Raw genomic sequence first — 25,571 nt, 5'->3', positions numbered from 1 at the left:
GCGGGGCAAGTCGCATCGGCGATTCAACGCACCGTCCCCCACTGCACCACCAGCATCCCCACCACGATCATCCCCACCCCCGCCAGGCGCAGCAGGTTGACTGGCCGCTCCGGCAGCCCCATCAGGCCGAATTGGTCGATCAACAGCGACGACAGCACTTGCCCGGCCACCACGCAAACGATGAAGCCGGCAGCGCCAAGGCGTGGTGTCAGCACCAGCGCAGCGGTGATGTAAAGCACCCCGGCGACCCCGCCGAACCACGTCCACCACGGCGCCTGGGCGAGGTTCTGCACCTGCGGCAGCGGCGCACGCATCAGCAGCAGGGCGGGTACCAGCATCAGCAGGCTGACCAGCAACGACACCCCCGCCGCCCACAACGGATGCCCCAGCAAGCGCCCAAGGGCGGCATTGCTGCCCGCCTGGAAGGGTACGGCGGCGCCGGCGAGCAGGGCGATCAGCAAAGGCAGGGCGGCAAAAAGGCTGTTGGGCATGGTGTCTACTCCTGTGCGAAACACTGGTATCAGTCTGTGATATGCACTTGAATGATGGAAATTCGAATTACGCAAAGGCTGTATTCGTTCCATGGATGATTTGCGCCGCATCGACCTCAACCTGTTGCTCACCCTGCATGCCCTGCTCAGCGAGCGGCATGTTTCGCGGGCGGCTCTGCGCCTGCACCGCAGCCAGCCGGCGGTCAGCCACGCGCTGGCCCAGCTGCGCGAGATTTTCGCCGACCCGTTGCTGGTCCGCCGGGGCGGTGGGTTGCAACTGAGCGCCCGCGCAGAAGCCCTGCGCGAGCCTTTGCAGCAGGCGCTGCAACAGCTCGATGGCCTGCTCGGCAGCCCCGGTTTCGAGCCGGGCCGGGCGCGCCGCACTTTCCGCCTGGCGATGTCGGATTACGGCGCGCGGGTGGTGCTGCCGGTGCTGATGCGGCTGTTGCGCGAGCAGGCGCCGGGCATCGACCTGGTGGTGTCGCAGGGCAGCCGCGAGGCGATGCTCGGGCAACTGATCGATGGCGAGACCGACCTGGCGTTGGGGGTGTTTCCCGAGTTGCCGGCCGAGGTCTGCGAGCAAGTGCTGTTCGAGGAATCGTTCGTCTGCCTGGCTGACCGTGGCACGCTCCCGCCGCGTGGCGGGCTGGACTTTGCCCAGTGGCTGGCCCGCCCCCATGTGCTGGTAGCGGTGCGCCCGGGGATCGACAACGAAATAGACCTGGCCCTTGGCGTGCTCGGTGCGCGCCGCCGCATCGCCCTGAGCCTGCCGCACTGGGGGGCCGCCCAGGGGCTGCTCGCCGGTACCGATCTGGTGCTCACGGTGGCCCGCCGCAGCCTGGTGGGCGCCCGCCTGGACCCTGCCTTGCGCCAGTTCCCGCCACCGCTGGCCATCGCGCCATTCACTTTCTGCCAGGCCTGGCATTCGCGCCGCGAGGGGGATGCCGGGCACCGTTGGCTGCGCAGGCAACTTCAGACTTTGTGTACGGCCCCGGCATTGGCCGAGTGCTAGGCTGTGCGCCGACCACCCGTGAAAGGACTACCCATGTTCAAGCGTTATCTGCTTGCCGGCAGCACCCTGCTGGCCATCACTGCGGCCCAGGCCGAAGACTACTCGTCCAGCTACACCCAGTGCATGGACAAGGCTTCCAGCACCGTGGCGATAGGCGCCTGCATCCAGGCCGAGACCAAACTGCAGGATGAGCGCCTGAACCGTGTCTACAAGCAATTGATGGCCAAGCTCGAGGGCCAGCAACAGAAGGACCTGCGCGAGGTGCAGCGCAGCTGGATCAAGTACCGCGACGGCAACTGCGCCTTCCACGGCAAGCTGAGCGACGGCAGCCTCTATCACATCGAAGGGGCGATGTGCGTGATGGGCATGAGCAAGGACCGCGCGGCGGAGCTGGAGAGGGTGCTCAGCCCGGGGCAGTGATGCACATCAGCTTACAGATTGGTGTTGTCACAGGCTTTCCTGAGGGTTTCATCAATGCGCTTCGAGCTGTATTTTTGTACAGCTCCGGCAGGGCAACGATTGCCCTGCCGGGATGGTTCATTACCTATGGGAGGGTGTCATGCCTCACAGCATCGATGTCGCCAACCACTTCCTCACGCTGGAAGGTGAGGCCGGCGAAATCTCCAATCTCAAGCTGCAGAAGCTGGTCTATTACGCCCAGGGCTTCAGCCTGGCGTTGCTGGGCAAGCCACTTTTCGAGGACCGTATCGAAGCCTGGATGCACGGCCCGGTAGTGCCTGAGTTGTACCGCTGTTTCAGCCAGCATGGTTCCAACCCCATCCCCGCACCGGCTCTGTTCGAACCTACGATGTTCTCCCGCGAGCAGTCGCGGCTGATCGCAGAGGTGTTCGAAGTGTATGGCCAGTATTCCGCCTGGAAGCTTCGCCAGTTGACCCACGAGGAAGACCCTTGGCGGGACAACTATCGGGAGGGCGCATTCAGCCGGGAAATACCTCGGCACGAAATGGAGCGGTATTTCAGGAATCACTTGGTGAACTGAACCATGGCACGCAAGCGGATCAAGGAACGAGACGCACACAGCGCCCAGATCAAAGCGCGGCAAGTCGCTACCGATGCGGATGACTCCGAGTTGAAGCCCCCGGTTTTTTCATTGGAATACCTGCAACCGGGATGGTGCATTGAGGATTGCCAGCAACTGGAGCGCGCCAAGATGCTGCAGAGGCTGCGCCAGATCAGCCAGCGCACCTGGCGGGACATCCGGCAGTTGCACCGACACGGCTACGGAACCGAGACCATCGCCCATGGCAGCATCAAGGCTGCACTGCCCTCATTCCTTACCGAGGATGTTCGACTGTTGGCGTTCAGGGCCTATGACCTGGTGGCGATGGTCGGCTATCGCAGTGGCCGGGTGTTTCATGTGATCTGGATCGATCGACAGTTCAAACTCTACAACCACTGATGTCCGCAGCCTTCGCGGGGCAAGCCCGCTCCCACGACACCTAGCACGGGTGGCGTGGGAGCGGGCTTGCCCCGCGATTCAGTTGATACGCGAGGTGCGCCGGGCCCGAGCCTTGAGATACTCGCGCACCTCCCGCGCATCCCCGGCAAACTCGATCCGCTCGGCCTTGGCGTCGCGCTGGTAGGCGTACATCGGGTCGTAGTATTCCTTGAGCAACCCTTCGATCCAGCCCCGGTGCAGGCTTACATCACCGCTGCGCAACTGCTCGTCGAGGGCCTGGCCAAGCAGCGCGGACAACCGCTGAAAACGCTCGCCGCCCAGGCGTTTGTGGATATTGGCCATGCTCTGGCTCAGGCGCTCGGCGTACAGCCGGCGGCCGTCTTCCTCACCGTGCACCGCAACAAACTCGGCGCACAGGTTGGTCACGTAATCGCGCAGGATACGCGCCACGCGGCTGTCGAAACTGTCCTCCAGCCACACCAGCGGGTAGTGCTGCATGCCTTGGTAGAGCTCCAGTGGCACCGTGCAGCTGCCCACGATGCGGCCTTCGTCTTCCAGCACGAACTGGCCGATGCCGCGGTCGCGTTTCTTCAACACGTCGATTGCCAGTGCGTTCTCGAAGTCGATCTGCGCCGGTTGCGCGGTGGCGCGCTTGCCGAAGCTCGAACCACGGTGGTTGGCATGGCCTTCAAGGTCCAGCACGTTGTCCAGCTGGTGCAGCACGTCGGTCTTGCCGGTGCCGGTGAGGCCGCCCAGCAGCACGAAGTCGCACTGTTCGACCGCCTGCTGGGTGGTTTCCAGCAGCAGGGTGCGCATGGCTTTGTAGCCACCGACCACCTTGGGGTACTGGATGCCGGCTTCCTTGAGCCAGCCCTGGACGATCTGCGAGCGCAGGCCGCCACGGAAGCAATACAGGTAGCCGTCGGGGTGGGCCTGGGCAAACGCCGCCCAGGCTTCCAGACGTTGCGCCTTCACCGCGCCGTTGACCAACTGGTGGCCAAGGGTGATGGCGGCGGCCTGGCCTTGCTGCTTGTAGCAGGTGCCGACCTTCTGCCGCTCCTGGTCGGTCATCAGCGGCAGATTGACCACGCCGGGGAAGGCGCCCTTGTTGAATTCGACCGGGGCGCGCATGTCCATCATCGGCACGTCGTCGAGGAACAGCTGTTTCAGGTCGGTGCAGTCGGGGCGCATCAAATCACCTCGACTGCGTGGCTCTGTCGCTCCACCAGCTCACCGATCGGTGCCAGTGCGAGGTTCAGCTCGGCGGCCACGGCCAGGAACTCGGCTTCGCCTTCAGGGCTGACCGCCACCAGCAGGCCACCGCTGGTTTGCGGGTCGCACAACAGGTGTTTCTGATCGTCGGTCAGGGCGCCGATCTTGTGCCCATAGCTTTCGTAATTGCGCAGCGTGCCGCCGGGGATGCAGCCTTCGGCCAGGTAGTGGTCGACGCTGGGCAGGCGTGGCACGGCCGTGAACTGCAGGCGTGCGGTGAGCTGGCTGCCTTCGGCGACTTCGACCAGGTGGCCGAGCAGGCCGAAGCCGGTGACGTCGGTCATGGCCTTGACGCCGTCGAGCTTGCCGAAGCGGCTGCCCGGGGTGTTGAGGGTGCACATCCAGTCGCGGGCCAGGCCACGGTCCTGGTCACGCAGCTTGGCTTTCTTCTCGGCCGTGGTGAGGATGCCGATGCCCAGCGGCTTGGTCAGGTACAGGCGGCAACCGACGCTGGCGGTGTCGTTGCGCTTGAGGTGACGCTTGCTCACCACACCGGTGACGGCCAGGCCGAAGATCGGCTCGGGGGCGTCGATAGAGTGGCCGCCGGCCAACGGGATGCCGGCTTCGGCGCACACGGCGCGGCCGCCACGGATCACCTCGCGGGCCACCTCCGGCGGCAGCACATTGACCGGCCAGCCGAGGATGGCGATGGCCATCAGCGGGTCGCCGCCCATGGCGTAGATGTCGCTGATGGCGTTGGTGGCGGCGATGCGGCCGAAGTCGTAGGGGTCGTCGACGATGGGCATGAAGAAGTCGGTGGTCGAGACCACGCCGCGCTCGTCGTCCAGGGCGTACACGGCGGCGTCGTCGCGCGAGGCGTTGCCGACCCACAGCTTCGGGTCCAGGGCCTGGGTGCCGCTCTCGGCGAGGATCACGTCCAGCACCTTGGGGGAGATCTTGCAGCCACAACCGGCGCCGTGGCTGTACTGGGTCAGACGAATCGGCTCGCTCATACGCACCTCTGCACAAATAGTGGCGCGATTGTAGCAAAGCTGGCCTTTGCGCCAGCGGCTCTTATAATTCCACTGCGTCGGCCATCGCCGCACCTTCCCCGCTATTGAACCGGAGAACCCCCATGCTCAAACGCCCTCTGGCACTCGCTGCCGGCCTCGTGCTGTCCTGCTGCGCCGTCGCCGCCCAGGCCGCCGATGTACTGCGGGTCAGCGCCATCCCCGATGAAGCGCCGACCGAACTGCTGCGCAAGTTCAAGCCGCTGGGCGAATACCTCGAGAAGCAGCTGGGGATGGAGGTCAAGTTCGTCCCGGTCGCCGACTACCCGGCGGTGGTCGAGTCGCTGGCCAGCAACCGCCTGGACCTGGCCTGGCTGGGGGGCTTCACCTTCGTCCAGGTGCACCTCAAGGATCCGACCGCCACGCCGCTGGTGCAGCGTGAGCAGGACGCCCAGTTCACCAGCAAGTTCATCACCGCCAACCCCGAGGTGAAGAGCCTCAAGGACCTCAAGGGCAAGACCTTCGCCTTCGGCTCGATCTCGTCCACCTCCGGCAGCCTGATGCCGCGCTACTTCATGTTGAAAGAAGACAACATCAAGCCGGAGGACTACTTCAGCCGCGTTGCCTACTCCGGTGCCCACGACGCCACCGTGGCCTGGGTGGCGGCCGGCAAGGTCGATGGTGGCGTGCTCAATGCGAGCGTGTGGCAGAAGCTGGTCGATGCCGGCAAGGTCGATACCAGCAAGGTGAAAGTGTTCGCCACCACCCCGACCTACTACGACTACAACTGGACCGTGCGCGGCAACATGGACCCGGCGCTCAAGGAAAAGATCAAGCAGGCCTTCCTCGCTCTCGACCCGGCCAAGCCTGAGCAGAAGGTGATCCTCGACCTACAGGCCGCCAGCCGCTTCATCGAGACCAAGCCCGAGAACTACCAGGGCACCGAGCAAGCCGCGCGTGAGGCCGGCCTGCTCAAGTGAGTATCCGTCTGCAAGGGGCCGGCCTGCGCCATGGCCAGGTCCAGGCCCTGCACGCAGTCGACCTGCGTATCGAAACCGGCGAGCGGGTAGCGATCATCGGCCCGTCCGGAGCCGGCAAATCCAGCCTGCTGCACTTGATGGCCACGGCTGTGCAACCCAGCGGCGGGCGCCTGGAACTGCTGCAAACGCAACCCTGGGCACTGTCTGCGGGCGCCCGCCAGCGCCTGCGTGCGCGTGTGGCGCTGGTGCACCAGGCGCCGCCGCTGCCGCCCCGCCAGCGGGTGGTGACGGCGGTACTGGCCGGGCGCCTGGGGCAGTGGAGCACCTTGCGTGGCCTGCTCAACCTGCTGCACCCGAGCGATGTGCCTGGCGTGCGCCAGGTGCTGGCCGAGCTCGGCCTGGCGGACAAGCTTTTCGTGCAGTGCGGTCAGTTGTCCGGTGGCCAGTTGCAGCGGGTCGGTATCGCCCGGGCGCTGTATCAGCAGCCGCAGGTACTGCTGGCCGACGAGCCGGTGTCGGCGATGGACCCGGTGCTGGCTGATCACAGCCTGGCACTGCTCAACCGCCACGCCGTGGCCCAGGGCGTGACGCTGGTGGCCAGCCTGCATGCCGTGGAGCTGGCATTGGCGCACTTCCCGCGCGTGGTCGGTATCCGCGAGGGCCAGGTGGCCTTCGACTGCCCGGCCACGGCGGTGACCCAAGGCCTGCTCGATGCGCTCTATGCCAACGAACAGCTTGGGTCACCTGTTGCCCCAGGCCCGACCCTGACCGTGCAGATCCCGCGATGCTGAATACGGACGCCCGCGATCCAGCGGCGTTGCCGCGCCTGCTGGTGACGCTGCTGTGCCTGGCTTTGCTGTGGCCGGGGTTGCAGTTGAGCGAATTGAACCCCGGTGTGTTGCTGCAGGCAGAAAACCGTCAGCAGATGGCCAGCTTCGTCGCCGGCTTCTGGCCGCCGGCCCATGACCGCGAATTCCTCGGCCTGCTGTGGCAGGCGACCTTGCAGACCTTGGCCGTGGCTACCGCCGGGATGACCCTGGCGCTGCTGCTGGCGCTGCCGGCCAGCCTGCTGGCAAGCCGTGCGCTGTCGCTGCGTGCGGCGTCCCGGGGCGGCAGGGCAGGTGGCTGGTCGCGCACCCTGCGCCTGCCGGTGCGGGGGCTTCTGGTGTTTCTGCGCAGCGTGCCGGAGATCGTCTGGGCGCTGTTGTTCGTGCGCGCCGTGGGCCTGGGGCCGACCGCCGGGGTGCTGGCCATCGCCATCACCTACAGCGGCATGCTCGGCAAGGTCTATGCGGAAATCTTCGAGTCGGTCGACCAGCGCCCGGCCCACGCCTTGATGCAAGCCGGCAGCGGGCGGCTGGCGGCCTTCTGCTACGGCATCCTGCCCAACGCGGCGGCCGAAGTGGTGTCGTACACCGTGTACCGCTGGGAGTGCGCGGTGCGGGCCTCGGTGGTGATGGGCTTCGTCGGCGCCGGCGGCCTGGGGCAGCAGATCGATTTGTCGATGCGCATGTTCGCCGGTGCCGAGGTGGCGAGCATGCTGCTGGCGTTCCTGGCGCTGGTGACGCTCGCCGATATCCTCAGCCGCCTGCTGCGCGGGAGGTTGGCATGAACCGGGCGATCAACCTGCTGGTGCTGCTGGCGATCGTTACCGCGGTGCTGGCCTCGTTCGCCTACCTTGAGCTGGACATGCAGGCGGTGGTCGGTAATGGCGGGCTGGCGCAGATGGGCGAGTACGCCGGGCGCTTCCTGTACCCGGACCTGTCCGCCGGGCATCTGCGCGCGGTGGGCTGGGGCGCGTTGGAAACTTTGGCCATGTCCGGGCTGGGCACCTTGCTGGCGATGGTCCTCGGCCTGCTGCTGGCACTGCCGGCCGCAGGCCGCTTCGGTTGGCCCTTGCAGGGGGCGACGCGGCTGCTGCTCAATGCGCTGCGGGCCATCCCTGAACTGGTCTGGGCAGCGCTGACCGTGCTGGCCGCAGGGCTCGGGCCCAATGCCGGGACCCTGGCCTTGGCGTTGCACACTGCTGGGGTGCTCGGCCGCCTGTTCGCCGAAGCGCTGGAAAATGCGCCGCCTGAACCGGCGGCGGCGATCCGCCTGCAGGGCGGCAGCCAGGTGGCGGCGTTCTGCTTCGGTACCTTGCCCAACCTGTGGCCGCAGTTGCTGGCGTACAGCCTGTACCGCTGGGAGAACAACATCCGCATGGCCAGCGTGCTGGGCTTTGTCGGCGCAGGCGGCCTGGGGCAGATGCTCTACACCACCCTGAGCCTGTTCCAGGAGGCCCAGGCCAGCACGGTGATCATCGCCATGCTGGTGCTGGTGCTGCTGGTGGATGCCTTCAGCGACCTGTTGCGCCAGCGCTACGTGCGCGCCTGAACCTCAAGCTGCACGCGCCTGGCGTCGCGGCGCCGCTTCTACCGGCTCGGCGCCGAACAGCGCCAGTTGAATCGCCTGCTGGGCCTGGAAGGCCAGCGCGGCGCGTTCCTTGTCGGCGCTGGTGACCGGTGCCAGCAAGTGGATGACTACTTCGCCACGGTCCTGGCCGAACAGGCGCATCAGGTGCGACACCAAGTCGTCCTCGCCAATGAAGGGGGCGATCGGGTCCGGCTCGCCACCGCGCAGGTACTGGATCGCCACCGGCTGCAAGGGGGTGCCGTGGTCGATGGCACCGGCCAGCAGGCGGCCATGGAAGGTCCGCAGGCTGCGGCCATCGGTGGTGGTGCCTTCGGGGAAGATCAGCAGCGGTTGCTGTTGCAGCAGCTGGCCGCTGATCTGTTCGCGCAGGCGCTGGCCGTCGCCACCGCCACGGCGGATGAACAGGGTGCCGGCCTTCTCGGCCAGCCAGCCGGCTACCGGCCAGTGGCGCACTTCGGCCTTGGACAGGAACGACAGCGGGGTGAGCATGCCCAGCAGTGGGATATCGGTCCAGGAAACGTGGTTGCTGACCCACAGCATCGGCTGTTGCGGCAAGCTGCCGACCACCCGCACCTCGAAGGGCAGGGCGCCGACCAGGCGCTGCATGAACAGGCGCGTCCAGCGTTGGCGGCGTTCGAGCGATGCCTTGAGCCCCAGGCGTTCGCCCACGGCGATCAGGCTGGCCATGGCCAGGCCCAGCGCCAGGACCATGAACAACCGCAGCAGGCGGGCGCAGGCCCGCAGGCGCGGCATCAGACTGCCGCCTTGAAGTGGCGGGCATAGCGCGGGCAGAGGTCGTCGCGCTTGAGCAGGATGAATACGTCGGCGACCTGGAAATCTTCGTCCCAGCATGGCTCGCCGCAGATCTTCGCGCCCAGGCGCATGTAGGCCTTGAGCAGCGGCGGCATCTCGGTGATGACGTTGCCGGGGATATCCAGGTTGGGCAGCGGGTTCTTCGGTTCGGCGCGCAGGTGCTCGGTGCACAGGTAGCGCTCGCGCAGGCGCTGCATGATCGCATGGGCCTGCACGCCGCCATCCTGCATGGGGATGCTGGCGCAGCCCATCAGGTAGCTGTAGCGGCCTTCGTTGAGCACCTCTGCCAGCTCGCCCCAGAGCACGGCGATGGTGCCGCCGTTGCGGTAGTCGGCATCGACGCAGGTGCGGCCCAGTTCAAGGATCGGGCCTTGCAGTTGCAGCAGGCCGTGCAGGCGGAACTCTTCTTCGCTGTAGAAGCGCCCCAGGCTGCTGGCGGCCTGGTGGTCGAGCAGGCGGGTGGTGGCCACAAGCTTACCGGTGGCCAGGTCACGCACGCCGATGTGGCGGCAATGGATGTCGTAGTCGTCCATGTCCAGGCCTTGCTCGGCGCCTTTGAGCTTGGCCTTGAATTCGGCGCTGAACACCTTGTAGCGCAGGGCCTGTGCTTCCTGCAGGGCCGCCTCGCCAACCAGGCGTTCGGCTTGCAGACGGCGTTCAGGGCTGTTGTCGCCAGAGCGAGCGATCCGAGTCATTGAGAGTCTCCATAAGCCAGCCAAAGGGTTGCGGCCGGTCGGCTTTGTTGTGCAAAGTCAGCCTAGGTAGGGGTGGTGTCACCCCCGTGAACCTTTGGTGATGCTTGCGTGACACCCACCCACAAGCCCTCTTCAAGGAGCGTCCGATGGCCTGGTTGCAACGACTCAACGACCCGCTGCGTCATCCGCTGGCGGCCACCCTTGGCGAAACCTACGCGGCATTGCTCGAGGGCCTCGGGGCCGTCAGCCCGTTCGAGCTGGCGGTGCTCGGCGGGCGGGCCATGGCCACGCCGGGGCTGGCGTTCCTGGTCGGCTACCAGGCCGCCTTGCGTGTGCTCTGGCCCAGTGCCCCGGCCAGCCTCGGCGCCTTGTGCGCCACCGAGCGGCGCAGCGTGCGCCCGGCCGACATGCACACTCGCCTGGAGGGCCTGCGACTGACCGGCAGCAAGGATTTCGTCACCGCCGGGCTGGATGCCGAATGGCTGCTGGTGGCGGCGCGCAGCGAACTGCCCGGTGAGGCGGTGCGGTTGCAGCTGGCGGTGGTCTACCCGGGTGAGCCGGGGGTGGCTTTGGAAGCCTTGCCGACCCTGCCGTTGATGCCCGAGGTGGGTCATGGACGGCTGCTGCTCAAGGACGCCGCGTGCGAATTGCTGGCCGGCGACGGCTGGGATGCCTACGTCAAACCCTTCCGCTCCCTCGAAGACCTCTATGTGCTTGCCGCGCTGGTGGCCTGGCTGCATGGCGTGGCACAGGAGTGTGGCTGGCCGCAGGACCTGCGTTTGCGCCTGGTCAGCCTGCTGGCCGGTTGTGCCGAGGGCAGCCGGCAATGTGCCGACAGCGTTGCCGGGCATCTGTTGCTGGGCGGTTTGTTTGCCCAGTTTCACAGCCTGCGTGGGGAGATCGACAAGGCCTTGAAGGCCGGACCCGAACATTGGGCGCAGTTGTGGCAGCGGGACCAGGGGTTGCTGGCGCTGGCCAGTGCTGCCCGGGAAAAGCGACTGGGCAAGGCCTGGACTGCCGCAGGATTGTCATGAAAGCCTGAAAAGCTTGCTTCATTTGCAAGGCCATCGCGGGGCAAGCCCGCTCCCACGGAAGGTTCAATGCCAATCCAATCTTTGGGGGGGGCAGTGCATATCGTGGGAGCGGGCTTGCCCCGCGATGGGTCGAAGAGCAGCTGAAGGCAATCACAATGAAGGCAATACTGCTGGCCTTGGCCATTGTTGTTGGCCCTGCCTGGGCCGAGGACTGGCCCACCTTGGACTGGCCGGTCGACAAAACCGCCATCGACTGGCAAGCCGTCGACACCTACGCCTTCGCGCCGCGCACCCCCGAGCGCAGCGGCATCCGCTCCGACGCCCTGCTGATCATTCGCGATGGCCGCATCATTCATGAGCGCTACACCACCCCGACCCGCGCCGACACCCCGCACCTGACCTGGTCGGTGAGCAAGAGCGTGCTGGCCACGTTGCTGGGCGTGGCCTACGGCGAAGGCCGCTTCAAACTCGATGAACCTGCTGCCCGCTATTACCCACCCTTGCAGCAACACCCCGACCTGCGCCTGCGCGACCTGCTGCACTGGGCCAGCGGCCTGGCCTGGCAGGAGGACTACGAATACGCACCGCTCAAGTCATCGGTGGTGGCCATGCTCTACACCCGTGGCCACGCCGACATGGCGGCCTACACCGCAGCCATGCCCGCCGCCAGCGCGCCCGGCCAGCGCTTTGCCTACTCCAGCGGTGACAGCAACCTGCTGGCCGCCACCTTGCATGGCATGCTCGACGCCGGCCAGTACGATGACTATCCCTGGCAGGCGCTGTTCACCCCGCTGGGTATCGACGGCGCGGTCTGGGAGCGCGATGACGCCGGCACCTTGGTCGGCTCCTCCTACCTGTACCTGAGCGCGCGCGACCTGGCCCGCATCGGCCTGTTGATGCAGCGCGATGGGCGTTGGGGCAAGCGCCAGGTATTGCCCGCCGACTGGGTAACCTTCAACCGCACCCTGTTCGCGCAAGCCGAGCCGATACCCGGTGAGGCCAACCCGGGCGGCCACTGGTGGCTCAACCGGCCGCTGCCCGGCCAACCCTTGCCCTGGCCCGACGCACCGGCGGATACCTTCGCGGCCCTCGGCCACTGGGGCCAGGCCCTGTATGTGCTGCCGGCGCAGAAGCTGGTGATCGTGCGCTACGCGGATGATCGCGACGGTAGCTACAGCCACAACGAGCTGCTCAAGCGCGTGCTGGCCGCGTTGGCCGGGGAGGGCGCATGAAGCGGATTGCCCTGCTACTGGTAGTGGCCCTGCTCGCCTGGGCCTGGCACGAACGCCAGGCATTGGCTGACTTCCCCGGCATCCTCTCGGCCTATTCGGCCAAGGAATACTGTTCGTGCCGCTTCGTCATGGGCTTCGACCAGGCTTACTGCCGGGGTTACGTCCAGCAGTGGCTGCCGCTGGGCCTGCTTGAGGAAGACAGCGCTGGCCGCCGGGTCAGCGCCGAGGGTTTGGGCCGGCGCCACGAGGCGGCCTGGCAGGGCGCACGGGTAGGCTGCCGCTTGCTGCCGTGAAACCGGGCGGTTAAGGTTGACGGCCTTGTGTAACAGGATTTCACATGTTCAAGCCGTCCCGTCTGCTGCCCTCACTGCTGCTGCCCCTGTTCATGGCCGTCGGCCTGCCTGCTCACGCCAATTGGCACCTGGATGGGGAGTCGTCACGGCTGTCCTTCGTCACCGGTAAAAATGGCGAGATCGCCGAGGTGAACCGCTTCCTGGTGCTGCATGGCAAAGTCGACCGCAAGGGCGCGGCCGAGGTGAGTATCGAGATGGACTCGGTCAGCAGCGGCATCCCGCTGCGCGACGAGCGCCTGCGGGACGAACTGTTCGAAGTGGAGCGCTTTGCCGAAGGCAAGGTGCAGGCGCAGATCGACCTGCGCCCGATCAACGACCTGGCCAATGGTGCCCAGCTGGAGCTGCGCCTGCCGGTGAACGTCACCGTGCACGGCCAGACCCACAGCTACAACACCCTGTTGCTGGCCACGCGCCTGGACGAGCGACGTTTCCAGGTGGTGACCCTCGAACCGCTGATCCTGCACGCCAGTGACTTCGCCCTGTTGCCGGGCCTTGAGCGTTTGCGCAAGGTCGCCGGGCTCAAGTCGATCAACCCGTCGGTGCCGGTGAGTGCGGTGCTGATCTTCAACGCCCGCTGACATGCCGGGGCCGGTCTTCCCCTGGCGGGATGGCAACCAGTTCGAACTGTTGATCGACGGCCCCGAATTCTTTCCGCGCATGCTGCTGGCCATCGTGCGCGCCGAGTTCCAGGTTGACCTGGAGCTTTACCTGGTTGAAGGCGGCGCTTGTGCCGAGGCGGTAGTGGACGCCCTCGAGCAGGCTGCCCGACGTGGCGTGCGGGTGCGTTGCCTGTTCGATGACTATGGCTCTCTGGCTTTGCCAGCGGCCCTGCGCCAAAGGTTGCTGGCGGCCGGCGTCTACCTGCGCTGGTACAACCGCCTGCGCTGGCGCCGTGGCTTGCGCAACCTGTACCGCGATCACCGCAAGCTGCTGCTGGTGGACGAGCGCTGGGCGGTGGTCGGCGGCACCGGTGTCACCGACGAGTTCTGGCAGCCCGGCGAAGCCACCAGCGAATGGCACGAAGTGATGGTGGGTATCCAGGGGCCGTTGGTCGGCGACTGGCAACTGCTGTTCGACCGTCAATGGACCGCCAACCAACGGCGTACTGCTTGGCGCCCCCCCGAAGGTTTTGGCCTGCCGCGCTTGCCGCAGGTGCCGGCGCAGGGGCAGGGCATGGGCCGGGTGGCCTATGCCGATGCCCGCCAGCACAAGGACATCCTGCATGCGCTGGTACGCGCATTGAACAGCGGCCAGCAGCGTATCTGGTTGGCCACCCCGTACTTCTTGCCCACCTTCAGCGTGCGCCGCTCGTTGCGCCGCGCCGCGCAGAAGGGGGTCGATGTGCGCCTGCTGCTCACCGGCCCGCGCACCGACCACCCGGCGGTGCGCTACGCTGGCCACCGCTATTACCCCCGGTTGCTGCGCGCCGGGGTGCGGATCTTCGAATACCAGCCGTGCTTCCTGCACCTGAAGATGGTGCTGGTGGACGACTGGGTCAGTGTCGGTTCGTGCAACTTCGACCACTGGAACCTGCGCTTCAACCTCGAAGCCAACGTCGAAGCACTCGACCCGCCGCTGACCGCCGCCGTGGCCGAAAGCTTCGAGCGCGATTTCGCCCAGAGCCTGGAGGTCGACCTGGCCCGCTGGCATGCCCGGCCGTTGTGGCGGCGGGTGCAGCAGCGGTTGTGGGGCTGGCTGGACCGGCTAGTAGCCAACCTGCTTAACCGACGCGACTAGCGGCTTATATCGCTGGCCGGCAAAGCGGACTATCGTGCTGGGATTGTTCCCATGCAACGGAAGGAGTGGATGCGATGACGGCGAAGAAAATTCTCATGCTGGTCGGTGACTACGTCGAAGACTACGAGGTGATGGTGCCGTTCCAGGCCCTGGCCATGGTGGGCCATACCGTCCATGCGGTATGCCCGGAGAAGATCGCGGGGCAGACCGTGCGTACGGCGATCCACGACTTCGAGGGCGAGCAGACCTACAGCGAGAAGCCCGGGCACAACTTCGCCCTGAACTACGACTTCGTCCAGGTGCGGGCCGAAAGCTATGACGCGCTGCTGATCCCTGGCGGGCGAGCGCCGGAGTACCTGCGCTTGAATGAGAAAGTGCTGGAGCTGGTGAGGGCGTTCGACCAGGCGGGCAAGCCGATTGCCGCGGTGTGCCATGGCGCGCAGTTGCTGGCGGCAGCCGGGGTGCTGGAAGGCCGCGAATGCAGCGCCTACCCGGCCTGCGCGCCGGAAGTGAGGCTGGCCGGGGGGCGGTTCATCGACATCGCGGTGGACCAGGCGCATGTGGATGGCAACCTGGTGACCGCGCCGGCGTGGCCTGCGCATCCAGCTTGGCTGGCGGCGTTTCTCAAGGTGCTGGGGACGCGGATCGCCTGACCTTCTGCCACAGAGCTGCACATGACTGGTTGATTTAGCAGGGGCCTGTGGGAGCGGCTTTAGCCGCGAACACCGGCGAAGCCGGTGCCATGTACCGCGTCGCTTGCTTCGCGGGTAAACCCGCTCCCACAGGGTACGCGGCCTGCTGATCTTTCAACCCACCTGCTCGACCCAGTCATTGAGGTTGTAGTAGTTGCTCACCCGGGCAATCTTGCCGCAGTGAATGTAGAAGAACGCTCCCGCCGCCAGCACATACTTCTGACCATTGGCCGGCGGCAGCCCTTCATCGTCGGCCAGGTACTCGCCATGCACGGTGAACTCCGCCGCCGCGCGGTTGCCTTCGGCGTTCTGCATCACCACCAGATCGGCCAACCGCTCGCGGTAGCAGCGGTTCATCTTGTCCATGAACGCGGCAAACCTGGCCTTGCCCATCTGCCGCTCGCCCTGGTTGATGTCATGGATCACGTCCTCGCTGAGCAGGGCGAGGAAGGCTGGCATGTCGCCGGCGTTGAAGGCGTTGTAGTAGGCGGTGACGAGTTCGGTAGCGGTCATGGAGAAATACCTGTCGCGCAGGGGAAAGGGAATGGCCTGGGCCCGATGATAGGGTTTCCCCTCAGGCCCGGCTTAGCCGAGCGCGTCATCCACATCGACAAAACGACCGCCCCCCATGGAAATTCGCCTGCTCCATGGCGCCGCCATCGCGCCTTACATCGATGACCTCGCTCGCCTGCGCCTGACGGTGTTCCGCGAGTTTCCCTACCTCTACGAAGGCACTGAAGCCTACGAAGCCGATTACCTGGCCACCTATGCCCAGTCGGGGCGCAGCCTGGTAGTGCTGGCGTTGGACGGCGGCCAAGTGGTTGGCGCTTCAACCGGCCTGCCGCTGGTGGACGAGACGCCCGAGTTTCAGCAGCCGTTCCTGGCCCAGGGCCGTGACCCGGCCTCGGTCTACTACTTCGGGGAGTCGGTGCTGCTGCCGGCCTACCGCGGCCAGGGCCTGGGCGTGCGCTTTTTCATCGAGCGCGAGTCCTATGCCCACAAGCTGGCCGAGTTCGACTATTGCGCCTTCTGCGCGGTGGAGCGCCCGGCCGGGCATCCGCGCCGGCCTTCGGACTACAAACCCTTGCATGGCTTCTGGCGCAACCGTGGTTTTCTGCATGAACCCTCGCTGCGCACAACCTACAGCTGGCGCGACCTCGACGAGCAGGAGCAGTCGAGCAAGATCATGTCGTTCTGGCTCAAGGCACTGCCGGCATGATCCGCCTCGCTGCCTGCCAGTACGCCATCGAGCTGTTCGAAACCTGGGAGGCTTACGCGGCACACCTTGAACGGCTGTGCGCCGAGGCAGCCGAACAGGGCGCGCAGCTGCTGTTGTTGCCCGAGTACGCAGGGCTGGTGCTCAGCGGCCAGTTACCCGCCGATCAGCGCAGTGACCTGAAGGGCTCGATAGCCGGCATCCAGCCGCTGATCGAACCCTGGCTGGCGCTGTGCGAAGGCATTGCCCGACGTTACGGCGTCTACCTGCAGCCGGGCAGCGCGCCGGTGCTGGATGTCGATGGTCACTATCGCAACCGTGCATGGCTGTTTGGCCCTGAAGGCCGCTTGGGCCATCAGGACAAGTTGATGATGACGCGTTTCGAGCACGAGCAGTGGGACATCACCCCCGGTCAGGGGCTGCGGGTGTTCGATACGGCGCTGGGGCGGCTGGGCATCCTGATCTGCTACGACAATGAATTCCCCTTGCTTGCCAGGCACCTGGCCGAGGCCGGAGCCGACCTGATCCTGGCGCCCAGCTGCACCGACACCGAGGCTGGTTATCACCGCGTGCGCATCGGCGCCCAGGCCCGGGCTCTGGAGAGCCAGATCGCCGTGTTGCAGAGCCCCACCGTGGGGCTGGCGAGCTGGTCGCCGGCGCTGGACGTGAATGTCGGCCGCGCCGGGTTGTTCGTGCCGCCGGATCATGGGTTACCCAGCGACGGCGTCGTGGCCTGCAGCGCCGAGCTGGATCCGGCCTGTGGCGCTTGGTTGTTGTGCGATCTCGATCTGGCGCAGCTGGGCCGAGTGAGGCAGCAGGGGCAGGTCCTCACAAGACGGGATTGGCCGGGACAATTCCTGGTGTCAGCGGCTCACTGTGGGTAGTAGAGCTTGCTCTTGGCGAGTGCGTACGGCTGGTCGCTGAAGGCTGGGAAATGTCCGTTGAACCGGTTCCATGCGCGGGTGGCCAATGAGGGTTTGTAAACCGGCAGATTGTTGATGCTCGCCTTCCAGAGGGGCTCCGAGGTTCGAGGCATTTGCAGGGCGGCGGCACCCTGCAGGAAGATTTTCTGGCTGTAGGCTTCCACGGGGCGGCGCAGCTCGTTGGCAATTTTCTGCGCCGCGCCGCTCTTGCCACCCCAACAGGCCAGCAGCACGAGCTTGCGCTCGGCCGGATAGCCCATTTCGGCCAGGCGCGGGGCGATCAGGTTCCTGGCGATGTTCACGGCGTCGTCGGCCTGGCCCTGGGCATTCATGAGCATGCCCAGGGGGTGCCCGTGGGTCATGAAGGCGGCGGTTTCCTCGCCGTACAGATGAGGGATGAAGGCCACGTCGCTGCCATCCTTGCTGGTGCCGAACAACACCGTGGCCGGGCGTTGCCCGCTACCGGGCCCAACCCTGTAGCTCTTGAAGTGCGCCAGCTTGCTGGCCGCGCGGCCGGTCGCATTCGAGAACTTGGCTGCGAGCTTCGCGGCGGACGGCGCCAGCCCGGTCGCCACGCTGGCGATGCCGGTACCCAAGGAAACCCAGCCCAGGACATTGGCGGCGCGCTCGTCGCTACCACTGGCCTGCAGGGCGACACTGGCCGCCCCGGTGCCGAGCGAGACCGCGTTGAAGGCCGCCGTGGTGATCGCCAGGGCGTTGCTGGCGCTCAGTGCACCCATTCCCCCGGCGAGGACAGTGGCGACGGCCGGTGCGGCGGTACCCAGGCTCGCCAGCGTCACTGCCGCCCCGATGGCCAGGCCTACGCCGGCCAGGGTCCAGGTGACCCAGCTGTGGCCATCCGGGTCAATGCGGTTGACCGGGTCGCCACCGCAATAGCTGTAGGCGTTCAGGCCTGCGCGTCCGAACGGGCTTTCACTGTCGGGGGCGAGGAACAGCATCAACAGCGGATCGTAGGGGCGGTAGCCACCGGGGATCAGCCAGCCTGTCAGCGGGTCGCGACGTTCGCCGCTGAAGCCGAACGGCACCATGGCGTCGTCGTGGTGTTCGCCGCCATGGCTGCTGTAACGCCGTTCGCGCACGTTGCTGTCCGCTTCCAGGCGCACGCTGCCCTGGCCGTCGCAGCCGAGCAGGGTGACCTGGCGTTCGCCAGCCGCCTGCCTGGTCAGTGCGAACAACGCGCTACCCTCGCCGATCATCTCGAGTCGCTGCCGGGGCTGTTGTTCATGGGTCAGTTGCGGGCCACTGAAGAAACCACGGGTGAGCTGGCCGTCGAGCACACGGTCGCAAAGCTGGCCGTTGCTGTCATAGCCATAGCCGCAGGTGCTGCCGCGCAGCTCCACCTGGGCGAGTCGACCTTCGGCATCCCAGCCCAGCCGACGGCCGAGGCTGTCGCCGATCAATCGGCCGCAGGCGTCATAGGTGAGGTCGATCCGGCTTGGCCAACTCGGGTGGCTGTGGGTGATCGAAACCACCTGGGCCGGGTCATGCTCGGCGTAACGGTAGTGCGCCTCATCATGGCTGCCATCGGCGAAGTGGGTGATGACCCGGTCATGTCCGTCAAGGGCAGTGAAGGTGAAAACCTGCTCGACGATCGGATTGCCGAACGGGTCCGCTGGCGCCGCCAGCAAGTCGGCCGTATAGCGCTGCAGGCGACCCCGTACATCGTAGGCGAAGGTCTCTGTGCCTTGCTTGGCACCGTCACTCCAGACCCGCGAGATCATCTGGTCCAGAGCGGAATAGGCGACGGTCTGGGTGTACGTCCGGGTCTGCCCGGCATCGGTCAGCGTGAAACGGATGTGCCGCTCGCGCCCCATGCTGTCGTAGCTCAGGTGCCTGGCCAGATGGCGGTCATCCTGAGGGTCGTGGGTGCTGATTGTTTCAGGGCGGGAGAAGGCGTCATAGCTGATGCTGGTGCGCACCTTGCCGACCACCAATTCAGCGAGCCTGCCGAAGGCATCGTGATGACGCTGGTGCTCGATGCCGCCACTGTCGGTGAAGCCCAGCAGCAGGCCGTCCAGCGAGTGGCGCCAATGCGTCACATGCTCCTCGCCGTCGACGTGCCAGCGCTCGCGCAAAGGCTGGCCTGAGGCGGCGAACTGCCAGTGGTGGCTACCCACGCCGCCGCTGGCGCTGGCGGGCATCCCCAGTGAGGCGTGATATTCCAGGTGTTGGCGTGGGCTGTCTTCGCTGTGGCTGGCCAGCAGCGCATTGCCCAACTGAGGTTCATAGTCGAACGCAACCTGCACACCATCGGCCATGGTATTGGCGGTGGGCGGCAACTGGCCGGGGCGGTAATGGTAGAGGGTGGTGCGCCCGGCGACGTCGACCGAGCGTTGGCGGCCAAGGCCGTCGAAGGTCTGACGACCGAGGATGAAGGTATCGCTGCTCATGTGGATGCCTGCGAGTGTGCTGGGGTGATGGCGATGGTCTGGATGTGCTGGTCATCGCTGTGGGCCGCGTACGTCCAGGCCAGGCGGGTGCCGTCGGCGAGCGTTCGCTCGATCAGGCGCGAGTAGTGGTCGTAGCGACTGTGGGTCACGTCGTCGGGCTTGCCCTGCACGCCGAGGCGTTCCTCGATGACGCGGTCGAGGCCGTCGCGCACCAGCGTCAGGGTGCGCACCAGGTGGCCATCGCTGTCGAAATCCTGTTGCTGGATCGGGCTACCCGTAGCATTGACCTGCAATACTTGCTTGGGCCCTTTGAGTGATGCGACCGCCTGCCACCGTTCGGTGCGTTGGGTGACCGGATCATGGCGGACATGGTGTTCGATCCCTTCGGGGCTGATGGTCAATGCTGGCTGCCCCCAATCGTCGTAGACTTGGGTGTTGGTCAGGCTTAGCGCCGGGCGGTCTTCGTCGAACCAGTCGAAGGTGGTCTGGCCTACACGTCGGCCCAGGGCGTCGTACTGCATGCGGGCCAGGATTCTGAAGGTGCCGGGCGCCTTGTCGATGTCCTCCAGTTCCTCACACACCGCTTGGCCATCGCCGTCGAGCCACTGGCGGCGACGCCGGCCAGAGGCTTCGGTCTTTTCGATCATCACCGGATTGAGGGCTGCATCTGGTCGTGCCTGGCGGGCAAGGTCGTCGCCCAGGTGGTAGCGCACCTGCTGCTGGACTTGGTACGGGCTTGCGCTGGCAGTGGTCGTGAGCAGGATGCGGCCGAGGGCATCGTAGGCATAGCGCTCCAGTGCACCTGTTTCGCTGCGTTGCCAGGTGATCAGCCCGCTCAGCAGGGATTGCCCATCACTGCTGGTCGAACGGTTCTCGGCATCGTTCTCGAAGCCGATCACGGTGGTCTGGGTGACCAGGTCGTCTTGCGCGATGCTGTAGCGGTACTCGGTGGTGGTGGTCTTGCCATTCAAGGTCGTGGCGGTGCTTTGCAGGCGCCCATAGTGTGGGCCTGGCACCCTGCAATAGGACTGTTCGGTGTGCTCCAGCACGTGCTGCGCCGTATCACTCAGGCCTTGTTCGCTCGCTACTACGATATGCGCCGGTGCGCCCTCGATCAGCGAAGGCAGGGCCTGGTAGGTGTAGAGGGTGCCGAGCGTCGGCGCCTGGCCCTCTGCCGGGGCAGGCTTCACGGTCTTCTTGCTGAGCAGCCGCACCATGCCCAGGGCATCGGCGGGGCAGCCTTCGGCCCCTGTCGTTGGGTAGTACTCGCTGATTTCCTCTACACCCGACGGGTGGCGAGCGAGCAGCATGTTGCCCCAGTCATCGTACCGGTAGGTAGTGACTTCGCTGCGGCTGGCGCCGCCCTGGGCATGGTCTACGTAGGTGATGGAGACCTCATGGGGCAACTGGCACGAGGCCGGTTGCTGGCCCCAGGCCAGGCTTGGGTCTTCACCATAGGTGGTGACCTTGCGTGTCTCGCAGTGCCCCAGGCGCGACCGTTCACTGACCAGCAGGTGGTAGCGGTTCCAGGTGAAGTGGAGCATGCCGAGCGTCCGGCCATGGCCGTCGGTCAGGGTTTCGATGACTTCGTAGTGATAGTCGCTTTGCACCTGGTACAGGTTGTCGCGCCCGCTGTGCCATTCGAAGGCCTGGTCGCTGCCGAAACCCAGAAAGTTGTGGTCGCCGATCCATTCGTAGCTGCGGTTGAGCTCGTTGTCACGGCTACCGGCGGTGTGGGTCCAGGCGACCACGCGTGGCAGGAAGGGCAATGGTGAACCGGCAGGCGTACGGTGACCCTCGCTGCCAATTGCCCAATGGATGAAGTCCATGGCGCCCAGGGGGCTGCGGATGTGGCTGGGAAGCAAAGATTGGGTATCGCCGATCAGGTCGACGGGCTCGTACTCGATAGTGAACGGTTGTTCCATCCCCGGCAGGTAAAGGTGAGTCAGCCAGTCGTTGCTCAGTTGCGCACGCAAGGTCGCTGCGCGTTCGGTGTGGGGGTTGAGCGTGAAGTGCAGGTCGCCCTGGCGTTCATCAAGTGTGAGCAATGTGCGCTGTTCGTCGCGGATGCGATGGAGCACGTAGTCGCCTTCGGCGTGGGGCAGCCAGTCGACGAACAATCTACGGCCCTCGGGTGAGTGCAACTCGCTTAGCAGATAACGACTGCTGTCGCTGTCCTGCTGCCTGAGAATCTCGCTTTCCCCGGATTTGCGCTGCACCCGAAAACTGCCATCGGCCTGGGTGGTGACGCGGAGGGTATTCAGTTTCAGGTCGAAAAATGCCAATTGACCATTGTTCGACAGTGCCGATGCGTCCAGGTCAATGGCGAAACGTTCGCCCGACACCAGCCGCAGACTCGGTGCTTGTTGATTCAAGTCGAGTTCGGACAGGCCCAGGTTCCACCCCAGGCCATAGCCTCGATTGGCTGTCGATGCCAGCATGTCGAAGCTCAGGGTCAGAGAAAGCGAAGGCCCGCAGAGTTGGTTGGCGGGGGGCAGTGGTAACGCGATGGCCAAAGTGAACTGGCCTGTACGGTTGTCTACGCCGGTCTTGAAGCAGTCCAGAAAGTTGCTGGCTTGGGTATGCAGGGTGGACATGCAAGTCTCCTGAGTTGAGCCGAGGGCACCCGTCGCGCAGCCAGAGGGCAACGGGCATTCACATCAGGCGTGGTTCGGGAGAACTCGGAAGTCGATGGCATTACCGCCATTGCTGGCGAGGAACTCGACGCTGTGCTCGTTGCCGTCGCGGTCGATGATCGTCCACAGGCTCGGGTCCTGGGCGTGGCCATTCCAGTGACGCTTGTAGAACCTGCGGTAGAAACGGTGCAACGTCATGTGATGGGGGCGCTGGGTCAGTCGGCCTTGGGGCGCACCGACGTCGAGCTCGAACGCGTCACCCACGGCATAGGCCCGAAGCCTGGTGGTCTGGCTGTAGTCGTTGGTGAGTTCGAATGAAATCAACGCATGGTCCCAATGGTTGGCTACATAGAATGTCTCGCCACTGGGCACCGCACGCGCAAGGCTCTCGATGATGAGATTGTTGGGATCCTTGAAACCGAAGTAGCCGACGTCGTGCTCTATCTCGTCATCCCAGTAGTTGCCGCTGTTTTCCTTGTAGCTGATCCTGTCTTGCATCACGAGCTGGAAGGCCGAGTCGGGTAGGTGGTGTGGTGCGATGGATTCGATGACAACTGAAGATTTGAAGGGAGCGACGTCGGTTTCGAAATGGCTCTGCTCGTCCTTCCAGATCCCGGCATACACAGTGCTCAGGGTGCCGCCCGGGAGGGTCGAGGTCACGTAGAAGCGGCGGCGAATGGTACGGCTGGACGATTCCATGAGCGGGCTTGGCACGACACCGGATGCCGTGTGGTAGGCAAAGCGCGGGTCGCGTTCGTCATGGGCGCGCAGTTCGCTGTCCAGGACGCGGATGTTGCCATCGTCATCGACCTGCAGCAGTTCCAGGGTGGCCAGGTTCTGCTCGGTGATGGTCTCGCCGTCCCGAGGCTCGAGGGTGACGGTGATCTCCACCTGTTGGCGGCCATTGGCGTAGACGCGGTTGGAGCTGGAGGTGATATCGAGGCGGAAACGACGAAGCCATTGGTTGGCGGTTGGTGTGTGGGTCATGAGCCCTTCCTTTGTGGGAGGTGAGGGCTCATTAAAGTGGGACCAAGGGCGCGGTGAGCGTTATATATGTCTTGCCTGGGCCCCTGTCTATTCTGGTCAATATCCCCTGAGCGCCCTCGTGCAAGGACGCATACCGGAGCGAACGTTCCCACAGGATTGCTTGCAGCCAGCGGAAATCATGGATCCTGTTTTAGATCAACGAATCTAGCACCACTCCATTGCAATGAATTTCCGTAGCTGCCTGTTTCGTTGTGAACCCATAATTTCCAGCCATAACCATTTTGATCGTAGTAAGTTATCTGGTAGCCGACGTCTGTGTACGGAATACTGTATTCGTCGGTTGTAAGCAGTCGTGATCCATAGGCATTCCCAGGTATGGCATTTATTTCAGCGGTGACCGTGTGATGTGGGCTCACTCTGACGGTGCGTTTTCGATCGAGCGCGTAGTGTTGCTGGATTTTTTGTTGTTCATCAGCGTATTTTTGGTAGTGCAATCGGTCACCTTCCGAGGAATAGGACAATCTAAACCGGCCATCTGTTATCCACAGCCTGTAAAGATCTATGTCCTTTCCGTCGTTGTTGGAATGATCGGTGCGGCCGTAACTGAAACTGGACGGGGTGAGATTGTAGCTCTTGCTGACGGGGCTTAGGGTTGCCGAGCTATTTGACTTGCCGGAGACCGTGCTGCCTCCAAAAGGCAAGTCTTTTTGATGAGTGTGGTACGTGACACCCTCTAATACCAGGCGAGCTGCAACCTGCAAATTTGTCGTGGCGATGGTTTTTACCCAGAATCGTACGGTCTGGTCATTTTGCATGGAGGTTGTGGGTGCCAAAACCACTGCATCCAGGACATCGAACAAGTCATCTGGGAAACGCCGGTTATAATCCATGTAGTTCGAATACTCGCTCCCCAGCAATGCCCCCGTGTCGTAGCTTACCAGTACGATCCTGCTCAACTCGTCTTGGGTGAGGGTTACGGGCTGCTGTTGGTCATCGAGCGCGCGTATCACGATGTCGATGTAAGTGGCTTGCCTGCCGCTATTGTGAAGTCTGCAGGCCGTGTTGTTATTCGGCGAGCCGATGCCTTTCACCTGAAAGAACGCAATGTTGGCGACACGTGAAGGCGTGGTCTGTTCGTCCAGGGCGCTTGTGTTAACCACTGTGAGCTTGACGCGACGGCCCAACGGGTCCGACTGTGTATCGTCAAAGGCGATGGACAAGCGATGACGGTTACCATGCCGATCATAGGCGGATATTCGGCAAGGGCCCTGGCGATCGCTGCCTGCGGTGTAGTAGGGGATCTGGTTGTCACCTTGCAGTAGCACGATGACCGCGCCGGTGTTGTCGGTCTTGACCTCTTTGACCTGACGCGCAGGGAAGTGGTCGCCCAGACTGATACCAGTGTCGTAGTGCACCGTCTTGTCACCAGGCAGTGCGATGCCGACGTGTGATGCGAAGGTCTGATCTGGCTGATGATCCTGCCAGCGGATCATGCCTTTGGTATCACCCGTCTCGAATGCCGCGTAGGAAAAGGGTACTTCAATGGGCGTCAAACGGTGCTCGTGAATAAAGAGGGAACCGCCGACGGTGTCACCTTCGTTTCGGGTCTGCGTCCATTGATAGTCTTGAGGGAAAGCGTAATTGGGCGCCGGATGGGCATAGAGGTCAATGGAACTTTCATAGGCGTCGTCAGAGTAATAGTCCTCGCCCTTTCCGCCACCATCGGCATCCCGGGTGATGGCCACTCGCAGGGTCACTTTGCTGCCAGCCGGCGCTCGACTATGAATATAAAGCTGCTTGTAGCGAGTTTCGTCGTCATTCGGCCAATAGGACATGTTGTCCTCACGGATCAAATTCTTTTCGTTCATTCCGGGAGGCGTCGGTGGTTCGGGGGGCACCGGGAGAGTCAAGGTGGGGAAATAGTCGAATCGCTCGTCGTGTTGGTCGCTATAAAACCAGGGCGCCGAGGCATGATTCTGTGGAAGTGGGACGTAAGTGCCGACGACCTGCTGGCTGACAATACGCAATGAAGCAAATTCTGTTTCGCTAATGGTTTCTCCATCTTGTGGTCTCGCCAAAATGGTGACTTGCACTTGTTGCCGGCTATTGTTGTAAACAGAGGTGCTGGCGGATGAAACAGTGATTTCAAAGCGATTGAGCCAGTCGGTGATTGAGCGAATTCTTGTCATGATGGCCTGACCTGATTGTGGGCGTTCAGGTAGGATTTTATTAAAGAAGCTGGCGGCTGAAACCTGATAACAATAACAGGTTGTAATCCCGGCAGTATCCCTGTAGCGGATGC

The 25,571-nt window shown here is 64.4% G+C and carries 26 protein-coding genes; 16 read left to right on the top strand and 10 right to left on the bottom strand.

All coding sequences use genetic code 11. The features are described from left to right. Positions 1-23: 23 nt before the first annotated feature. Positions 24-491 carry a DMT family transporter gene (locus tag RTH46_RS18525; protein ID WP_153788427.1) on the bottom strand — a complete coding sequence of 156 codons (468 nt, stop codon included), beginning with the start codon at positions 489-491 and terminating at the stop codon, positions 24-26. A 91-nt stretch (positions 492-582) separates the two neighbouring features. Between RTH46_RS18525 and RTH46_RS18520 the strand changes: the two genes are divergently transcribed. From RTH46_RS18520 to RTH46_RS18505, 4 genes are all read left to right on the top strand, one after another. Further along, positions 583-1,503: a LysR family transcriptional regulator gene (locus tag RTH46_RS18520; protein ID WP_316906310.1), complete on the top strand. Its 921-nt coding sequence runs from the start codon at positions 583-585 to the stop codon at positions 1,501-1,503. Positions 1,504-1,536: 33 nt separating this feature from the next. Beyond that, positions 1,537-1,923 carry a lysozyme inhibitor LprI family protein gene (locus tag RTH46_RS18515; RefSeq protein ID WP_316906309.1) on the top strand — a complete coding sequence of 129 codons (387 nt, stop codon included), beginning with the start codon at positions 1,537-1,539 and terminating at the stop codon, positions 1,921-1,923. 139 nt (positions 1,924-2,062) lie between these two features. Continuing rightward, positions 2,063-2,503 carry a Panacea domain-containing protein gene (locus tag RTH46_RS18510; protein WP_316906308.1) on the top strand — a complete coding sequence of 147 codons (441 nt, stop codon included), beginning with the start codon at positions 2,063-2,065 and terminating at the stop codon, positions 2,501-2,503. A gap of 3 nt (positions 2,504-2,506) precedes the next feature. After that, positions 2,507-2,923 (top strand): hypothetical protein, encoded by a 417-nt coding sequence (locus RTH46_RS18505; protein WP_316906307.1) that lies wholly within the window; start codon positions 2,507-2,509, stop codon positions 2,921-2,923. 78 nt (positions 2,924-3,001) lie between these two features. Here the strand turns inward: RTH46_RS18505 and mnmH are convergent, their stop codons facing one another. Beyond that, complete coding sequence (gene mnmH, locus RTH46_RS18500; protein ID WP_316906306.1) at positions 3,002-4,114, bottom strand: tRNA 2-selenouridine(34) synthase MnmH; 1,113 nt, start codon at positions 4,112-4,114, stop codon at positions 3,002-3,004. Then, the gene (selD, locus tag RTH46_RS18495) at positions 4,114-5,148 is read right to left on the bottom strand and encodes a selenide, water dikinase SelD (protein ID WP_153788421.1); all 1,035 of its coding nucleotides are present in this window, start codon (positions 5,146-5,148) and stop codon (positions 4,114-4,116) included. Before selD ends, mnmH begins: the two co-directional genes overlap by 1 nt. Before the next feature lie 122 nt (positions 5,149-5,270). On the opposite strand from selD, the gene RTH46_RS18490 reads away from it, so the two are divergent. The 4 genes from RTH46_RS18490 to phnE are packed head-to-tail and all read left to right on the top strand — an operon-like array spanning position 5,271 to position 8,501. Continuing rightward, entirely contained in the window at positions 5,271-6,125 is an 855-nt protein-coding gene (locus RTH46_RS18490) for a putative selenate ABC transporter substrate-binding protein (protein ID WP_153788420.1), read from the top strand. Beyond that, positions 6,122-6,916 (top strand): phosphonate ABC transporter ATP-binding protein, encoded by a 795-nt coding sequence (locus tag RTH46_RS18485; protein ID WP_316906305.1) that lies wholly within the window; start codon positions 6,122-6,124, stop codon positions 6,914-6,916. Before RTH46_RS18490 ends, RTH46_RS18485 begins: the two co-directional genes overlap by 4 nt. After that, positions 6,910-7,737, top strand: coding sequence for a PhnE/PtxC family ABC transporter permease (locus RTH46_RS18480; protein ID WP_153788418.1), 828 nt, complete (start codon positions 6,910-6,912; stop codon positions 7,735-7,737). Before RTH46_RS18485 ends, RTH46_RS18480 begins: the two co-directional genes overlap by 7 nt. Continuing rightward, positions 7,734-8,501: a phosphonate ABC transporter, permease protein PhnE gene (gene phnE / locus RTH46_RS18475; RefSeq protein ID WP_316906304.1), complete on the top strand. Its 768-nt coding sequence runs from the start codon at positions 7,734-7,736 to the stop codon at positions 8,499-8,501. The genes RTH46_RS18480 and phnE overlap by 4 nt, the downstream gene beginning before the upstream one ends. Positions 8,502-8,504: 3 nt before the next feature. On the opposite strand, the gene RTH46_RS18470 is transcribed toward phnE, so the two are convergent. Then, positions 8,505-9,293 carry a lysophospholipid acyltransferase family protein gene (locus RTH46_RS18470; RefSeq protein WP_316906303.1) on the bottom strand — a complete coding sequence of 263 codons (789 nt, stop codon included), beginning with the start codon at positions 9,291-9,293 and terminating at the stop codon, positions 8,505-8,507. Next, entirely contained in the window at positions 9,293-10,048 is a 756-nt protein-coding gene (gene olsB, locus RTH46_RS18465) for an L-ornithine N(alpha)-acyltransferase (RefSeq protein ID WP_153788415.1), read from the bottom strand. Before olsB ends, RTH46_RS18470 begins: the two co-directional genes overlap by 1 nt. Positions 10,049-10,194: 146 nt before the next feature. On the opposite strand from olsB, the gene RTH46_RS18460 reads away from it, so the two are divergent. From RTH46_RS18460 to RTH46_RS18435, 6 genes are all read left to right on the top strand, one after another. Continuing rightward, positions 10,195-11,082, top strand: coding sequence for an acyl-CoA dehydrogenase (locus tag RTH46_RS18460; protein WP_316906302.1), 888 nt, complete (start codon positions 10,195-10,197; stop codon positions 11,080-11,082). Between the two features lie 155 nt (positions 11,083-11,237). Further along, a complete protein-coding gene (locus tag RTH46_RS18455; protein WP_316906301.1) occupies positions 11,238-12,314 on the top strand; it encodes a serine hydrolase in 1,077 nt (358 codons plus the stop codon). Beyond that, on the top strand, positions 12,311-12,607 hold the full coding sequence (locus RTH46_RS18450) for an amidase (RefSeq protein WP_316906300.1): 297 nt from the start codon (positions 12,311-12,313) through the stop codon (positions 12,605-12,607). The genes RTH46_RS18455 and RTH46_RS18450 overlap by 4 nt, the downstream gene beginning before the upstream one ends. Positions 12,608-12,651: 44 nt before the next feature. Beyond that, on the top strand, positions 12,652-13,245 hold the full coding sequence (locus tag RTH46_RS18445) for a YceI family protein (RefSeq protein ID WP_316906299.1): 594 nt from the start codon (positions 12,652-12,654) through the stop codon (positions 13,243-13,245). A 1-nt stretch (position 13,246) separates the two neighbouring features. Continuing rightward, positions 13,247-14,404: a phospholipase D-like domain-containing protein gene (locus RTH46_RS18440; RefSeq protein ID WP_153788410.1), complete on the top strand. Its 1,158-nt coding sequence runs from the start codon at positions 13,247-13,249 to the stop codon at positions 14,402-14,404. Between the two features lie 74 nt (positions 14,405-14,478). Then, a complete protein-coding gene (locus RTH46_RS18435) occupies positions 14,479-15,057 on the top strand; it encodes a DJ-1/PfpI family protein (protein WP_279845856.1) in 579 nt (192 codons plus the stop codon). Positions 15,058-15,210: 153 nt separating this feature from the next. Here the strand turns inward: RTH46_RS18435 and RTH46_RS18430 are convergent, their stop codons facing one another. Continuing rightward, positions 15,211-15,609, bottom strand: coding sequence for a nuclear transport factor 2 family protein (locus RTH46_RS18430; protein ID WP_125465434.1), 399 nt, complete (start codon positions 15,607-15,609; stop codon positions 15,211-15,213). Between the two features lie 115 nt (positions 15,610-15,724). On the opposite strand from RTH46_RS18430, the gene RTH46_RS18425 reads away from it, so the two are divergent. Together RTH46_RS18425 and RTH46_RS18420 are read left to right on the top strand one after the other, a co-directional pair. Beyond that, positions 15,725-16,315 (top strand): GNAT family acetyltransferase, encoded by a 591-nt coding sequence (locus RTH46_RS18425; RefSeq protein ID WP_153788408.1) that lies wholly within the window; start codon positions 15,725-15,727, stop codon positions 16,313-16,315. Beyond that, entirely contained in the window at positions 16,312-17,196 is an 885-nt protein-coding gene (locus RTH46_RS18420) for a carbon-nitrogen hydrolase family protein (RefSeq protein ID WP_153788407.1), read from the top strand. The genes RTH46_RS18425 and RTH46_RS18420 overlap by 4 nt, the downstream gene beginning before the upstream one ends. Here RTH46_RS18420 and RTH46_RS18415 read toward each other — a convergent pair. The 4 genes from RTH46_RS18415 to RTH46_RS18400 all read right to left on the bottom strand — a co-directional run bounded on the left by RTH46_RS18415 (position 17,184) and on the right by RTH46_RS18400 (position 25,458). Next, complete coding sequence (locus RTH46_RS18415) at positions 17,184-19,646, bottom strand: RHS repeat-associated core domain-containing protein (RefSeq protein WP_316906298.1); 2,463 nt, start codon at positions 19,644-19,646, stop codon at positions 17,184-17,186. The two genes, RTH46_RS18420 and RTH46_RS18415, sit on opposite strands and share 13 nt — an antisense overlap. After that, positions 19,643-22,243 carry a hypothetical protein gene (locus RTH46_RS18410; RefSeq protein WP_316906297.1) on the bottom strand — a complete coding sequence of 867 codons (2,601 nt, stop codon included), beginning with the start codon at positions 22,241-22,243 and terminating at the stop codon, positions 19,643-19,645. The genes RTH46_RS18415 and RTH46_RS18410 overlap by 4 nt, the downstream gene beginning before the upstream one ends. A gap of 63 nt (positions 22,244-22,306) precedes the next feature. Further along, a complete protein-coding gene (locus tag RTH46_RS18405; protein ID WP_316906296.1) occupies positions 22,307-23,269 on the bottom strand; it encodes a hypothetical protein in 963 nt (320 codons plus the stop codon). Between the two features lie 176 nt (positions 23,270-23,445). After that, positions 23,446-25,458 (bottom strand): hypothetical protein, encoded by a 2,013-nt coding sequence (locus RTH46_RS18400; RefSeq protein ID WP_153788403.1) that lies wholly within the window; start codon positions 25,456-25,458, stop codon positions 23,446-23,448. Between the last annotated feature and the right edge of the window lie 113 nt (positions 25,459-25,571).

The organism is Pseudomonas sp. zfem004 (genome assembly GCF_032621715.1).
Taxonomy (GTDB): Bacteria; Pseudomonadota; Gammaproteobacteria; order Pseudomonadales; family Pseudomonadaceae; genus Aquipseudomonas; species Aquipseudomonas sichuanensis.
The sequence above is the reverse complement of the archived record's forward strand: the minus strand, read 5'-3'. Positions and strand labels throughout refer to the sequence as shown.

What these genes read in the sequence shown, in the direction of transcription:
- RTH46_RS18510 (WP_316906308.1), top strand. Translation starts at nt 2,063, where the DNA reads ATGCCTCACAGCATCGATGTCGCCAACCACTTCCTCACGCTGGAAGGT.
- RTH46_RS18450 (WP_316906300.1), top strand. Translation starts at nt 12,311, where the DNA reads ATGAAGCGGATTGCCCTGCTACTGGTAGTGGCCCTGCTCGCCTGGGCC.
- RTH46_RS18425 (WP_153788408.1), top strand. Translation starts at nt 15,725, where the DNA reads ATGGAAATTCGCCTGCTCCATGGCGCCGCCATCGCGCCTTACATCGAT.
- RTH46_RS18400 (WP_153788403.1), bottom strand. Translation starts at nt 25,458, where the DNA reads ATGACAAGAATTCGCTCAATCACCGACTGGCTCAATCGCTTTGAAATC.
- RTH46_RS18410 (WP_316906297.1), bottom strand. Translation starts at nt 22,243, where the DNA reads ATGTCCACCCTGCATACCCAAGCCAGCAACTTTCTGGACTGCTTCAAG.
- RTH46_RS18525 (WP_153788427.1), bottom strand. Translation starts at nt 491, where the DNA reads ATGCCCAACAGCCTTTTTGCCGCCCTGCCTTTGCTGATCGCCCTGCTC.
- RTH46_RS18435 (WP_279845856.1), top strand. Translation starts at nt 14,479, where the DNA reads ATGACGGCGAAGAAAATTCTCATGCTGGTCGGTGACTACGTCGAAGAC.
- olsB (WP_153788415.1), bottom strand. Translation starts at nt 10,048, where the DNA reads ATGACTCGGATCGCTCGCTCTGGCGACAACAGCCCTGAACGCCGTCTG.
- RTH46_RS18415 (WP_316906298.1), bottom strand. Translation starts at nt 19,646, where the DNA reads ATGAGCAGCGATACCTTCATCCTCGGTCGTCAGACCTTCGACGGCCTT.
- RTH46_RS18505 (WP_316906307.1), top strand. Translation starts at nt 2,507, where the DNA reads ATGGCACGCAAGCGGATCAAGGAACGAGACGCACACAGCGCCCAGATC.
- RTH46_RS18515 (WP_316906309.1), top strand. Translation starts at nt 1,537, where the DNA reads ATGTTCAAGCGTTATCTGCTTGCCGGCAGCACCCTGCTGGCCATCACT.
- selD (WP_153788421.1), bottom strand. Translation starts at nt 5,148, where the DNA reads ATGAGCGAGCCGATTCGTCTGACCCAGTACAGCCACGGCGCCGGTTGT.
- RTH46_RS18445 (WP_316906299.1), top strand. Translation starts at nt 12,652, where the DNA reads ATGTTCAAGCCGTCCCGTCTGCTGCCCTCACTGCTGCTGCCCCTGTTC.
- RTH46_RS18520 (WP_316906310.1), top strand. Translation starts at nt 583, where the DNA reads ATGGATGATTTGCGCCGCATCGACCTCAACCTGTTGCTCACCCTGCAT.
- RTH46_RS18430 (WP_125465434.1), bottom strand. Translation starts at nt 15,609, where the DNA reads ATGACCGCTACCGAACTCGTCACCGCCTACTACAACGCCTTCAACGCC.
- RTH46_RS18420 (WP_153788407.1), top strand. Translation starts at nt 16,312, where the DNA reads ATGATCCGCCTCGCTGCCTGCCAGTACGCCATCGAGCTGTTCGAAACC.
- RTH46_RS18490 (WP_153788420.1), top strand. Translation starts at nt 5,271, where the DNA reads ATGCTCAAACGCCCTCTGGCACTCGCTGCCGGCCTCGTGCTGTCCTGC.
- mnmH (WP_316906306.1), bottom strand. Translation starts at nt 4,114, where the DNA reads ATGCGCCCCGACTGCACCGACCTGAAACAGCTGTTCCTCGACGACGTG.
- phnE (WP_316906304.1), top strand. Translation starts at nt 7,734, where the DNA reads ATGAACCGGGCGATCAACCTGCTGGTGCTGCTGGCGATCGTTACCGCG.
- RTH46_RS18405 (WP_316906296.1), bottom strand. Translation starts at nt 23,269, where the DNA reads ATGACCCACACACCAACCGCCAACCAATGGCTTCGTCGTTTCCGCCTC.
- RTH46_RS18470 (WP_316906303.1), bottom strand. Translation starts at nt 9,293, where the DNA reads ATGCCGCGCCTGCGGGCCTGCGCCCGCCTGCTGCGGTTGTTCATGGTC.
- RTH46_RS18455 (WP_316906301.1), top strand. Translation starts at nt 11,238, where the DNA reads ATGAAGGCAATACTGCTGGCCTTGGCCATTGTTGTTGGCCCTGCCTGG.
- RTH46_RS18480 (WP_153788418.1), top strand. Translation starts at nt 6,910, where the DNA reads ATGCTGAATACGGACGCCCGCGATCCAGCGGCGTTGCCGCGCCTGCTG.
- RTH46_RS18440 (WP_153788410.1), top strand. Translation starts at nt 13,247, where the DNA reads ATGCCGGGGCCGGTCTTCCCCTGGCGGGATGGCAACCAGTTCGAACTG.
- RTH46_RS18460 (WP_316906302.1), top strand. Translation starts at nt 10,195, where the DNA reads ATGGCCTGGTTGCAACGACTCAACGACCCGCTGCGTCATCCGCTGGCG.